Annotated in this window: 11 protein-coding genes; 8 read left to right on the top strand and 3 right to left on the bottom strand. The window is 75.1% G+C overall.

Going from position 1 to position 11,755, the window contains the following annotated elements; genetic code table 11:
• The first annotated feature begins 27 nt into the window (after positions 1-27).
• Positions 28-1,332, top strand: a complete 1,305-nt coding sequence (locus ACIF6L_RS36085) for a cytochrome P450 (protein WP_396490749.1) — start codon at positions 28-30, stop codon at positions 1,330-1,332.
• Between the two features lie 143 nt (positions 1,333-1,475).
• Positions 1,476-1,718: a ferredoxin gene (locus ACIF6L_RS36080; RefSeq protein WP_396490750.1), complete on the top strand. Its 243-nt coding sequence runs from the start codon at positions 1,476-1,478 to the stop codon at positions 1,716-1,718.
• A gap of 60 nt (positions 1,719-1,778) precedes the next feature.
• Here the strand turns inward: ACIF6L_RS36080 and ACIF6L_RS36075 are convergent, their stop codons facing one another.
• From ACIF6L_RS36075 to ACIF6L_RS36065, 3 genes are all read right to left on the bottom strand, one after another.
• Positions 1,779-3,071 (bottom strand): phosphotransferase family protein, encoded by a 1,293-nt coding sequence (locus tag ACIF6L_RS36075; protein WP_396490751.1) that lies wholly within the window; start codon positions 3,069-3,071, stop codon positions 1,779-1,781.
• A 199-nt stretch (positions 3,072-3,270) separates the two neighbouring features.
• Positions 3,271-4,167 carry a PhzF family phenazine biosynthesis protein gene (locus tag ACIF6L_RS36070; protein WP_396490752.1) on the bottom strand — a complete coding sequence of 299 codons (897 nt, stop codon included), beginning with the start codon at positions 4,165-4,167 and terminating at the stop codon, positions 3,271-3,273.
• A 191-nt stretch (positions 4,168-4,358) separates the two neighbouring features.
• On the bottom strand, positions 4,359-5,453 hold the full coding sequence (locus ACIF6L_RS36065; RefSeq protein ID WP_396490753.1) for a DUF5937 family protein: 1,095 nt from the start codon (positions 5,451-5,453) through the stop codon (positions 4,359-4,361).
• Between the two features lie 101 nt (positions 5,454-5,554).
• Here ACIF6L_RS36065 and ACIF6L_RS36060 point away from each other — a divergent pair, with 101 nt between their 5' ends.
• The 6 genes from ACIF6L_RS36060 (at position 5,555) to ACIF6L_RS36035 (ending at position 11,354) form a co-directional block, all read left to right on the top strand.
• Entirely contained in the window at positions 5,555-6,916 is a 1,362-nt protein-coding gene (locus ACIF6L_RS36060) for an MFS transporter (protein ID WP_396490754.1), read from the top strand.
• Positions 6,917-6,942: 26 nt separating this feature from the next.
• The gene (locus tag ACIF6L_RS36055; RefSeq protein WP_396490755.1) at positions 6,943-7,524 is read left to right on the top strand and encodes a hypothetical protein; all 582 of its coding nucleotides are present in this window, start codon (positions 6,943-6,945) and stop codon (positions 7,522-7,524) included.
• 106 nt (positions 7,525-7,630) lie between these two features.
• Positions 7,631-8,434: an MBL fold metallo-hydrolase gene (locus ACIF6L_RS36050; RefSeq protein WP_329491138.1), complete on the top strand. Its 804-nt coding sequence runs from the start codon at positions 7,631-7,633 to the stop codon at positions 8,432-8,434.
• 6 nt (positions 8,435-8,440) lie between these two features.
• Entirely contained in the window at positions 8,441-8,878 is a 438-nt protein-coding gene (locus tag ACIF6L_RS36045) for a nuclear transport factor 2 family protein (protein WP_329491137.1), read from the top strand.
• Positions 8,879-9,055: 177 nt separating this feature from the next.
• On the top strand, positions 9,056-10,309 hold the full coding sequence (locus tag ACIF6L_RS36040) for an NAD(P)/FAD-dependent oxidoreductase (RefSeq protein ID WP_396490756.1): 1,254 nt from the start codon (positions 9,056-9,058) through the stop codon (positions 10,307-10,309).
• A gap of 619 nt (positions 10,310-10,928) precedes the next feature.
• A complete protein-coding gene (locus ACIF6L_RS36035) occupies positions 10,929-11,354 on the top strand; it encodes an Hsp20/alpha crystallin family protein (protein ID WP_396490757.1) in 426 nt (141 codons plus the stop codon).
• Positions 11,355-11,755 lie beyond the last annotated feature (401 nt).

The following is an 11,755-nucleotide window of genomic DNA, read 5'->3' as shown; positions in this document are numbered from 1 at the left end:
CCCACCGCCCTGGAGTCTGGAGTACGGATGTCCGCCGAGAACAGTGCCACCCGTGCCACGACCGGCCCCGCCGAGACCCATGCGCCCGGCCCGCCCCGTCCGGCCCCGGCGTCCCACCCGGCCGCGCCGCCCGCGCTGGCCGGCCCACCTGCCCTGCCCGCGCTGCCGCCGCTGCACTGCCTGCGGCGCCTCGAACCGGGCCCGCCGCGCCTCGGGGCGCTGCCCACCGGCACCCCGGTCTGGCTGGTCAGCCGGCACGCCGACGTGCGGCAGGTGCTGACCGACCCGCGCCTGGGCCGCGCCCCGCTCTACGCGCCCGAGGCACCCCCGCTCACGCTCACCCCGAACCTCCTGGACAACCCGGAGGGCATGCTGAACCTCGACGGCGTCGACCACCAGCGGCTGCGCCGCACGGTGCAGCGGGCGTTCACCCCACGCGCGATAGCCCGCTGGCGGCCCTGGGTCGCCTCGGTGGTCGAGGCCCTGCTGGACGAGCTGATCGACCAGGGCTCCCCCGCCGACATCATCGCCGCCTACACCCGCCCGCTGCCGGTGGCCGTGATCAGCAGGCTGATGGGCCTCGACGGCCTGGACGGCAAGCGCCTCGCCCACTGGAGCGACCACGCGCTCTCCACCACCGCGCACTCGACCGAGTCGGTCCGGGTGGCCATGGAGGAGTTCGCCGGTTTCGGGGCCGGCCTGATCGCCGAACGCCGGGCCGCGCCCGGTGACGACCTGGTCAGCGGCCTGCTCGCAGCGGCCCGGGAGAGCGGGGGCATCACCGAGCGGCAGCTGGTCTCGCTGGTGATCGGCCTCGTGGTGGCCGGGCACGAGACGACCATGACGATGCTCGGCAACGCCCTGATCTATCTGCTGAGTGACGGCCGCGAGGCCTGGCACCGGCTGGCCTCCGACGAGCAGAGCGCGGTCGCCGCCACCGAGCAGCTGCTGCGCGGCGTCCCGCTCGGGGACGGCGACGCACTCCCCGGTCTGTTCCGGCGCGCCGTCGAGGAGGTGGAGATCGGCGGCGTGGTGATCCCGGCCGGCAGCGTGGTCGCCGCCGACACCACGACCGCCAACCACGACCCCGAGGTCTTCACCGGCGATCTGCTGACCGAGCTCTTCTCGCCGCTGGCCGCGCCGATGTACACCTTCGGCGCCGGGCCGCACCACTGCCTGGGCGCCTGGCTCGCCCGGATGGAACTGGAGCTGGCCCTGCACCGGCTGGCCCGCCGCTTGCCTGCGCTGCGGCTCGTCGGGCCGACGGACTCCATCGACTGGCGGCGCGGGCTGCTGACGCGCAGTCCGAACACGCTCCAGGTCGCCTGGTGACTCCGGACTCGACCGGGCCCGCGTCGGACACCCGGCGTGCGGGCTCCCGGCAGTCGTCCTCCCCGACCGCTCCCGCGGCCGCGGTTGCGGCGGCTGCGGTTGCGGCGGCTGCGGCCGGAGGCCCGCCCGGGGAGGACGACCCGGTGGTGGTCCGGGTCGACCGGGACCGCTGCATCGGCTCGGGGATGTGCGCGCACACCGCTCCCGGCTCGCTGGCGCTGGGCGCCGACGGCGTGGCCCACCCCCTGCGGGGACCCGCGCCCGACGGCGGACCGGCCGGCGAGCGGCTGACGGCGCGACTCGCCGAGGCCGTCGACTGCTGCCCGGTCGAGGCGCTCGCCCTGCACTCGGCACGGGACGGCCGCCGGGTCGCGCCGTCCGACTGAGACCGCCGGCGCCGCCCTCCGGCCCAGGGAGCGGCGGCGCCGACCGCCCCGGACGGCCGCTCAGGCCCGGGCGGCGGCTTCCGCGCAGGCCAGCGCGGCGCGGAGCTCGCTCACCGGATCACCCTCGTGGTACGGCCGCTCACTGGTCTCGATGTGGTCCAGGAACTCCTGGTACCGCACCGCGTAGGCGAGGTGGTAGAGCGGCTCGACCAGCGCCAGGGCGCGCTCCGGATCCGACCCGGGGGCGTGCTCCCGCCAGGCACCGGCCCACACCGCGGCGACCTGCGCCCAGCGCTCGTCGGACACGTACTGCCGGGGGCGCAGCCCGTCCAGCGCCGGGTGCCCGAAGCAGGAGTCCGCGTAGTCGACGACTACCGCCCGCGTGCCGTCGGAGCGCCAGTTCCCGGGGTGGAAGTCCCCGTGCACCAGGGTCTCGGGCAGCCCGCAGGCGGCCAGCTCCGCGACCAGCGCGGGCAGCCGGTCCGCGAGCGCCCGGGCGGCGGCGAACTCCTCGGCCGTCAGCGGCTCGCCGGACGCTCCCGGGCCGGCCGGCTCCGCGGCGCCCTCCGCTTCCCGCTCCAGACGGTCGAGCAACGCGCCCACCCGGGCGACCAGCGTGCGCGGGGTGCGGTCCCGCAGGCCGGCCGCGGCGGCCCGGCCGTCGGCGGCGAGCGCCGCCTGGGCGGCGACCAGCCGAGGCACCACGGCAGCGACCTCCTCCCCGGACGGGCCCCAGCAGTCCTCCCCGGGCACGTGGTCGAGCAGCAGCCGCCCGTGCACCGGGTCGGTGCCGAGCAGCCGCGGCACCAGGGTGGGATCGACGCTGCCGAGCAGCGCGATCACCGCGCCCTCGTCGGCGTTGAACGCCGGGTTGGTCACCTTCAGCCAGGCGTCGACGCCGGTCGCCGTCCGGTAGCGGAAGAGTCCGGACAGGTTCCACGTCCGGACCTGCTCCACCGGGCCGGCCACCGGACGGCCCACCCGGTGCAGCGTCCGCTCCGCCCAGTCGAGGGTGGCCCGCAGCCCGGCCTGGGTGGCCCAACCGGCCCGCCGCTCGGCCGGCCCGAGCAGGGCGGCCGCCTCGGCACCCGCCTGACGCGGCTCCAGGGCGGCCGGGCGCTCCAGTGCCTCCGCGTGGTAGACCACGTGCCCGCCGCTGCCGCCGCCACCCGCCGCCACCTCGGCGAGCCGGAGCACCAGCACGGGCACCCCCAGCTCCTCGGACAGCCGCTCGACGACCGGCCCGGCCGACGACCACCACGCCCCGTCCACCTCGAACGGCCCTACCGGGCCGAGGTATTCACTGCCGTGGGTGACGTGGATGCTGACCGTCCGACCGTTCGCCTGTTCCATCCGCGCAGGGTCCCCCACCCGTTCGACGTGCGCAATCGGTTTTCCGCGCACCGCCTCCGCCCACCACCTCCGCCTCGGCCGCGCCACCGAACCGACCGACCGACCGACCGACCAGGCTGACTCCCCCACTGCCCCTGCGTGCTCTGCGCACCCGAGGTGACGGAGCGCCACCGCCGACGGTCCGAGGGCCCCTCGGCCGCTACGGGATCACCACCCCCGCACCTGAGACCCGGACGCGGGTGTCGTCCGCGCGCAGCTCGACGCCCAGCACGCCCGGGCGGCCGAGGTCCTCGCCCTGGTGGATCGTCAGGATGGCCGGTGCGGTCACCGCGCCCCGCTCCCGCAGGTAGGCGCCGAAGGCGGCGGCCGCCGCGCCCGTCGCCGGATCCTCCACGACGCCGCCGACCGGGAACGGGTCACGGGCGTGGAAGACGTGCTCGCTCTCCCGCCAGACCAGCTGCACGGTGGTGAGCCCGCGGGCCGTCATGTAGGCGGCGAGGCCGTCGAAGTCGTAGTCCAGCCGGGCCAGCCGGTCACGGGTGGCGGCGGCCAGCACCAGGTGCCGGGCGCCGGCGTAGGCGATCCGGGGCGGCAGCGCCGCGTCCAGCTCGTCGGCCGACCAGCCGAGCAGGGCGAGCGCCTCCTCGATATCCGCGCCGCTCACCTCCTCGACGTGGGGCTCGACGCTGGTCAGCGTGGCGCGCAGGACGCCGTCCGCGCCCTTGTCCACCTCGATCGGCACCTCGCCGGCCTGCGTGGCGAAGACGAACCGGCCCGGGCCCGTCCGCTCGGCGAGCGCGACGGCGGAGGCGACGGTGGCGTGGCCGCAGAACGGCACCTCCAGCAGCGGGCTGAAGTACCGCACGGTGTAACCGGCCCCGGCCGGGCCCGCGACGGAGCCGGCCGCGTCCGGTATCAGGAAGGCCGTCTCGGAGTAGCCGAGCTCGGCGGCTATGGCGAGCATCCGCTCCGCGGACAGGCCGGAGGCGTCGAGCACCACACCGGCCGGGTTGCCACCGCCGGGGTCGGTGGAGAAGGCCGCGTAGCGCAGGACGTCGCTCTGGGGAACTGCCGCGGGCGCGTCGTCAGTGATCATGCCCGGTCGAACGCCGTCGTTCGGCCGCCTGTTCCCACCCGCCGGCCCCGATCGGTGGTGCGGCGCACGTAGCACGCCCCTTCCCGGCCCGCGCGCCCCCGACGCACCACCGCCGACGACCCGCCGGTCCGTCCCGTCCCGTCCGGTCCCGGAGCCCTCCCTCGCGCCGGCACCGCACCGGCACCGCACCGTCAGCGCAGCACCGCCTCCAGCAGGTCCGAGCCCAGCCGGGCACTGCCCGCCAGGTCGAGCTGGTACAGCATGTACCGCCCGCGCCGCCGGGTGGTGAGCAGCCCGGCCCGGCGCAGCACCGCCAGGTGCCGCGACACCTCCGGCGCGCTGAGCTGCCAGGCCGCCGCCAGCTCCCCCGTGGTGTGCGGACCGCGCGCCATCGTGCGGGCGAGCCGGAGCCGGACCGGGTGGGCCAGCGCCTCCAACCGCTGCTGCACCACGGCGAGCGAGACCGGCTCGGGCAGCCCGCCCTCCGCGATCGGGTACTGCACCACCGGCCGCCACCCGGGCTCGTGCACCACCAGCAGGTGCGGGTGCCCGAAGGCGGTCGGCACGAAGGTCACTCCCCCGGCGTCGGACCGGGTGGCGCTGTCCTGCAGCTTGTCGATGACGATCCGCCGCCGCCCGTCCGCCCTCTCCTCCAGGGCGATCGAGGAGGACACCGCCGCCAGGGCGCTGCCGAGGCCGTGCCGGGCCAGCCGGTCCGCCTTGTGCCGGGCGTCGGCCGCGAGGTCCGGCAGCACCCGGCGCCAGGCAGCCGCGAAGAACGCCTCCCCGCAGTCCTCCAGCAGCCGGCGGAGCAGGGCCCGGACGGCCGGCGGGTCGGCGAACAGCCGGTCGGCGAAGGCCGCCTGGCGAGGGCCCCGGGCCATCGCGAGCTCCCGGGCCCGCTCCTGCGCCACGGGGTCGCTGAGCGGCGAGTCGCGCCGCTCGGAGAGCCGGGACGTCCCGCAGGTCATGAAGGAGGCCGCCCGGACGTACAGCTCGTCGTCGATCCGGTCGACGGCGTCCAGCTCCTCGGCCAGGGTGGCCCCCGGCCGGCCGGGGACGAGGAAGTCGGCCCGAGAGGAGCGCCAGAGGAAGTCGGCCTCGGAGAGGCGTTCGGACAGCTCCGGGGCGAGCGAGGCGGCCGTGCTCGCCGCCCAGCCGTGCAGCCCGGGGTGGTGCGCGGGCTCGGCGAGGACGTGCAGCATCGAGCTCAGCTCGGCCAGCGGCGAGGGGGTGAAGAAGACGCGGTCGTCGGACAGCGCGGTGATGTCGATGCTGAGGCTCACTCCGGTGATCCTGCCAGCCCGTCACGACGGCAGCGCCGTCGATTGACGGGAGTCGTCAATCGGCGTGCTCCGGGGCGGTGCGCGGCCGCACGGTACCGGCCATGAACCAGCTCCAACAGAAGTCCCGCTCCGCAGAGGCCTCCGCCCGGGCCGGCCGGCCGCCGAGCCCGACCGCCGCCCGGCCCGGGCCGGCCGCCCTGCTCGCGCTGCTCACCGCCGCCGGTGGCCTCCGCTACGCCACCGCGCTGCTGGTGGACGCGCTCGGCACCGGTCTGCTCCGCCCGTTCATGCTCCTCTACGGCATCGGGGTGCTGCGGCTCGGCGCGGGCACGGTCGGCCTCGCGCTCTCCGCCGGTCTGCTGGCGGGCCTGCTGGTGCTCCCGCTGACCGGCCGCTGGATCGACCGCGGCGCGCGCAGCCTCCCGGCGGCGGCGACCCTGCTGATCAGGGCGGTGGGCTCGGTGGTGCTGCTGTGCGCGGACGGCCTCGGCGGGTTCACGGCGGCCGCCGTGCTGCTCGGCATCGGCGGCCAGAACTGGCCGACCACCCACGCGGCGCTGGTCAGCACCCTCACCGAGGGGCGCACCCGGGACGCCGCGCTGGCCGCCGGGCGGACGCTGCGCAACGCGGGTCTGGGTGCGGGCGCGCTGCTCGCCACCCTGGCGGTGACCGGCGGGTCGGGCGCGATCCGGCTGCTGGCCGGGGCGACGGCCGCCGCGTGCCTGGTCGCGGCGACGCTGGTGCACTCGCTCCGGGTCACCGACCCCGGCGCCGCGGCCGCCACGAGCCCCGCACCGGCCGCCGACCCGGCCACCGTTCCGGACCCGGCCGACGCACCGGACCCGGCCCCGGCCGCCGACCGGGCCCCCGACCCGACGGCCGGCTCCGCCGCCGCTCCGGTGCTGCGCCGGATCGGCCTGCTCAGCATCGCCGCCCTCCCCTACGCGTTCTGCTTCGACGTCCTGGAGGTCGCCCTGCCCGCGCTGCTGGTCCTCCATCTGCACGCGTCCCCGGCCTGGTCCTCCGGGGTGTTCGTGGGCAACACCGTGCTGGTGATCACGCTTCAGCTCGCGATCGTGCTCCGGCTCGCCCGCCGTTCGCGACGGGCCGTGCTGGCCTCCGCCGGAGCGGTCCTGGCGCTCGCCTACCTGGGCTTCTGGGCGGCGTGGGCGATCGGCGGCACCGCTGGTGCGGCCACCGTGGCGGCCGTCTCGGTGCTGTTCACGCTGGGCGAGATCCTCTACAGCGGCTCGGGGACGGCCCTGGTCGCCGCCGTCGCGCCGCCCCGGCTGCTCGGGCGGGCGCTCGCCCGCTGGGAGCTGTCGACGGGCGTCGGCCGCGCGCTGGCCCCGGCCGTGCTGACCGCGCTGCTGGCTGCCGGGCCGGGCGTGCTCTGGCCCGCGCTGGCGGCCGCCACCCTGCTCGCGGCCGGGGCGGTGACCAGGCTGGCTCCGCCGGGGTGACCGGTCGGCGGTGGGAGGATCCCCCCATGGCCGTCACCGTCTTCCAGCAGCAGCTCCGCGACCGCTTCCTCGCCGCCACCGTCACGCCGCCGCCGGCGCCCTGGCAGCCCGTCGGTCCCGGCATGATCGCGGTCGGCGGGCTGCTCGGGATCGGCTTCGCCACCGACCCGGCCACCGGGCACGACCTCGTCCTGGCGGTCTCGACCGCCGGGCACGGCCTCTTCGACGCGACGACCGGCGAGAAGATCGCCCGGGTGTACGACCCCGAGGAGGAGCCGGACGGTCCGGACCTCGCCTGCCCCGGCATCGGCCCGGTCGCCGACGTCCGCGTCCGGGTGGCCGGCCTCCACGGCGGCGGCCTGCACACCGGTACCGACGACGGCTGGCACGTCGAGGTGCTCGTCCCGGAATGGCCCAACGAGCGGGTCCTGCTCTGCACCGGCGGCGGACCGTACACCGGCGACCACGGCGAGACCTGGTGGCAGGTGTTCCACTCCTCCTGGTCGACCTTCCGCGCCGCCGGGTTCTCCCCCTCGGGGCGGACCTTGGCCGTGGCCACCAGCAGCGACCTCACCCTCTGGAGCCGCCCCGACCCGCGGGGCCGGTGAGCGGTCCGGCTCCCGCCCGAGGTGCGGGCCGCGCTCCGGTCGCCGATGCTGGGCGGCGACGCGCGCGCTGCACGGCGGCCGGCCCGGCCCGAGGAAGGACACCCGCATGAGCTCACTCGACTTCGAGGTCATCGACAGCCCCGACAGCTCGCTCAACAAGACCTCCGTGCTGGTGACCGGGCCCGACGACGCCCTGCTGGTGGACGCCGGGTTCACCCGCTCCGACGGGCGCCGGCTGGTCGACCGGATCCGGGCCTCGGGCAAGCGGCTGACCACGGTGTTCGTCAGCCACGGCGACCCGGACTTCTACTTCGGCGCGCAGGAGGTGCAGGACGCCTTCCCGCAGGCGCGGTTCCTGGCCACGGCGTCCACCGTCGAGCACATCCAGGAGTCCTACGAGGGCAAGCTCAAGGCCTGGGCGCACCTCGGACCGGAGCTGCCGACCCGCCTGGTGCGGCCGGAGCCGCTGCACGGTGACGAACTCGTCTTCGAGGGACACCGGTTCGAACTGCGCGGCGCCGACTTCCACCTGCCGGACCGGCACTACCTCTGGCAGCACCACCACCGGGCGCTCCTCGGCGGGGTCCTGCTCTTCGAGGGCCTGCACGTCTGGACCGCCGACACCCCGACCCCGGCGCAGCGGGGTGCCTGGATCGACCTGCTGGACGGCATGGAGGCGCTGGAGCCGGAGTTCGTGGTGGCGGGCCACCGGACCGCCGACGCGCCCACCGACACCACGGCGATCGCGCACACCCGCGACTACCTGCGCTCCTTCGAGACCGAGATCGGCCGGGCCCCCGACGCGGCCGCCGCCAAGGAGGCGCTGGAGCACCGCTACCCGGGGCTGGGCATGGCACTGGCGGTCGACCTCGGTACGAAGGTCGCCAAGGGCGAGATGGTCTGGGGCTGAGCCGCGATGATCGAGATCCCGAGGTCCGAGATGTCGTTCGCCGAGTCCGACGCGCCCGCGGACGTGGTGCGCCGCCAGTACCTGGCCTCGGCACGCGGCGATCTGGCCGCGCTGCGGGCCACCCTGGCCGAGGACGTCGAGTGGACGGAGATGGCCGGCTTCCCGCTGGGCGGCACCTACCGGACACCGAAGGGCGTCACCGGCGGCGTGATGGAGCGGCTGGCCGCCGACTGGGAGGACTGGACGGCCCACGACGACAGCTACGTGGTGGCCGGCGAGAACGTCGTGGTGCTGGCCCGCTACACCGCGGTCAACCGGGCCACCCGCCGACCGCTCGACGTCCGGGTGGCCCACCACTTCACGGTGCGCGGCGGCCGGATCGTCCGCTTCGAGCAGTTCGTCGACACCGCACTGGTCCGCGAGGCGATGACGCACACGCCGTGACGCGGGTGCCGTGACGCGGGGCGCCTTCACGTCCGCCTGCTGGCCGCCGCAAACCCCGAACGCCCTCGCTTCACCCGTTCGGGGGAGCCTGTCGCGGCGCGCCTGGCGTGGCCTCGACAGGCCCTCCGGCCGGCGGCAGGCTGTCCGTGATTCCGGCCGGAGAGCGAGGAGTTCAGCATGAGCACGGACACAGCGGGTACGGCCGACGGGCGCGGGCGCCCGTACGTCATCGTCGGCGCCTCCCTCGGCGGCGCGAAGGCGGCCGAGGCCCTGCGCGAGGCCGGCCACCAGGGCGACATCGTCCTGATCGGCGCCGAGCACGAGCGCCCGTACGAGCGGCCGCCGCTCTCCAAGGGCTATCTGCTCGGCAAGACGCCGCGCGAGAAGATCTACGTCCACCCGCCGCAGTGGTACTCCGACCACGACGTCACGCTGCGGCTCGGCACCGCCGTCACCTCGGTCGACCCGGTCGCGCACACCGTCACGCTCGCCGACGACGGCCGGATCGAGTACGCGAAGCTGCTGCTCACCACCGGTTCGGTGCCGCGCCGGCTGCCGGTACCCGGCGCGGAGCAGGACGGCGTGCACTACCTGCGCCGGGTGGAGGACAGCGACCGGATCAGGGCGGCGCTGGTACCGGGTGCCCGGGTCGTGGTGATCGGGGCCGGCTGGATCGGCCTGGAGACGGCGGCGGCGGCCCGGACGGCGGGTGCCGAGGTCACCGTGCTGGAGGCGGTCGAGCTCCCGCTGCTGCGGGTGCTCGGCCGCGAGGTCGCCCAGGTCTTCGCCGACCTGCACCGCGACCACGGCGTGGAGCTGCGGTTCGGCGCCCAGGTGGAGGAGTTGACGGGCGAGGGCGGCACGGTCACCGGCGTCCGGCTCGGCGACGGCACGACGGTGGCGGCGGACGCGGTGATCGTCGGCATCGGCATCGCCCCCGACACCGCGCTGGCCGAGTCGGCCGGGCTGGCGCTCGACAACGGCGTGAAGACCGACGAGTACCTGCGCACCTCCGACCCGGACATCCACGCGGCGGGCGACGTCGCCAACGCCTTCCACCCGCTGTACGGCCGCCACATCCGGGTGGAGCACTGGGCCAACGCACTCAACCAACCGCAGACCGCCGCGCGCGCGATGCTCGGCCAGGACACGCCCTACGACCGGGTGCCGTACTTCTTCACCGACCAGTACGACCTCGGCATGGAGTACACCGGCTACGTGGAGCCCGGCGGCTACGACCGGGTGGTCTTCCGCGGCGATGTGAAGGCCAACGAGTTCATCGCCTTCTGGCTCGCCGACGGCCGGGTGCTCGCGGGGATGAACGTCAACGTCTGGGACGTCACCGACCCGATCCGCGAACTGATCGCCTCCAAGCGCGTGGTGGACGCCGACCGCCTGACGGATCCCAAGATCCCCCTCGGCGAGCTCTGAGGCACAACAAGAGCCCTGGCCGGCAAGAAGCCGCCCGATCAATCGCCGCGGGCGACGAACGGGACCCGGCTCGGTGGCCAGGGCTCCACCCGGCGGGCGTGAACGCCCTCGACAAGGGGGGTGGCCCAGCCGGCACCGGGACGCGTCCGTCCCTCACATGCGGCGAGCGGCCATCCTCGTCCGCCCCCCGCTCGACCTGGTGGGCGGCGGCATCGGCGCTTGGGCAGGTGGTGGCCCCGCCTCATGAAGTGCAGCGCGTTGAGCAGTTCCTGGCTGTAGGCGAAATCCTCACCGGCCTCGGTGAGGCGCTGGATGTAGGTCATCGCCTGCCGGTAGCCCCGATCTCGGCCGCGACGATGTCGCTCGCCTCGATCGGGGCCTCACCCACCCTGATGTCCTCGACGTCCGACACGCTCGCCGCACAGACCTCGCCACGCCGAAGGTCGCGCGCACCAAGCTCGCCAAAGTTGAGCGTCAGCTTGTCAAGAAAGCTCTGGCGTCGCTATAACTTTCTCGTCGAGGTGCCCAGGCAGGAGGACAGAGCCGGGCAGGTCCGGCGCGATGGCGCCTCTGGGCACCCGTGACCGTTCACGACCGTGAGGAGCTGATCCCTTTGTTGATGCGTACCGACTCCCTGCGCGGAATGCGCGACCTGGACCGGCTGACCCAGCACTTGGTCGGTACCGCCTCCCAGCCGGCGGGGATGCCGCTGGTCGCCTACCGCGACGGAGAGGTGTTCGTGCTGCGCCTGGACCTGCCGGGCATCGACCCGAAGACCATCGACCTGGACGTGGAGCGCAACGTCCTGACCGTGCGCGCGGAGCGCGCGTCCGGGCTGCCGCAGGGCGCGGAGGTGCTGGCGGACGAGCGGGTGCTGGGCCGTTTCTCCCGGCAGGTGTTCCTGGGCGACGCATTGGACACCGACCGGATCGAGGCCGACTTCGACCAGGGCGTGCTGAGCGTGCGCGTGCCGATCAGCGAGAAGGCCCGCCCCCGCAAGATCGCCATCACGGCGAAAGGCGAACGCGAGGCCATCTCCGCCTGACCGCGGCGAGGCGGGGCGCCCCGCCTCGTGCGGGGCGAAGACTGCCTCCCTGACCGGCGCGGAAAATCTATGCCCGCTGGAGTAGACATTGCCGCGCACCGTGGTTAGTGTTTCTCTCGTAGCCGAGATCAAGCGGTACCCGCCAGACACGAACTGGCGGGCAGCAGTTCAGAAGTGCGCAGGTCGGCACGGTTGCAGGGTTCTGAAGCCATGGATGGTGCAGTAGGCGACGGGGCTGGCGGCCGGGCCGGGTGGCCCGCGGGTATCAGGGGCCACCACCGAGCGGTACCGCAGTTCAGCAAGTGCACTACTCGTAGGTGAAGTTGAGTTCGGCAGTACCGGCAGTCGCAGTACGCGGTATCCCGGTGAAGGCGCCCAGGCTGCGGGCGCGCGCACTGGGA

Source organism: Kitasatospora sp. NPDC086009 (assembly GCF_044540385.1).
Lineage (GTDB): Bacteria > Actinomycetota > Actinomycetes > Streptomycetales > Streptomycetaceae > Kitasatospora.
Note: the sequence above shows the minus strand (reverse complement) of the source record. Positions and strands in the feature narration are given on the sequence as shown.

Excerpts from the sequence above, each read along its gene's own strand:
- ACIF6L_RS36085 (WP_396490749.1), top strand. The coding sequence starts at position 28 with ATGTCCGCCGAGAACAGTGCCACCCGTGCCACGACCGGCCCCGCCGAG.
- ACIF6L_RS36075 (WP_396490751.1), bottom strand. The coding sequence starts at position 3,071 with ATGGAACAGGCGAACGGTCGGACGGTCAGCATCCACGTCACCCACGGC.
- ACIF6L_RS36070 (WP_396490752.1), bottom strand. The coding sequence starts at position 4,167 with ATGATCACTGACGACGCGCCCGCGGCAGTTCCCCAGAGCGACGTCCTG.
- ACIF6L_RS36060 (WP_396490754.1), top strand. The coding sequence starts at position 5,555 with ATGAACCAGCTCCAACAGAAGTCCCGCTCCGCAGAGGCCTCCGCCCGG.
- ACIF6L_RS36055 (WP_396490755.1), top strand. The coding sequence starts at position 6,943 with ATGGCCGTCACCGTCTTCCAGCAGCAGCTCCGCGACCGCTTCCTCGCC.
- ACIF6L_RS36050 (WP_329491138.1), top strand. The coding sequence starts at position 7,631 with ATGAGCTCACTCGACTTCGAGGTCATCGACAGCCCCGACAGCTCGCTC.
- ACIF6L_RS36045 (WP_329491137.1), top strand. The coding sequence starts at position 8,441 with ATGATCGAGATCCCGAGGTCCGAGATGTCGTTCGCCGAGTCCGACGCG.
- ACIF6L_RS36040 (WP_396490756.1), top strand. The coding sequence starts at position 9,056 with ATGAGCACGGACACAGCGGGTACGGCCGACGGGCGCGGGCGCCCGTAC.
- ACIF6L_RS36035 (WP_396490757.1), top strand. The coding sequence starts at position 10,929 with ATGCGTACCGACTCCCTGCGCGGAATGCGCGACCTGGACCGGCTGACC.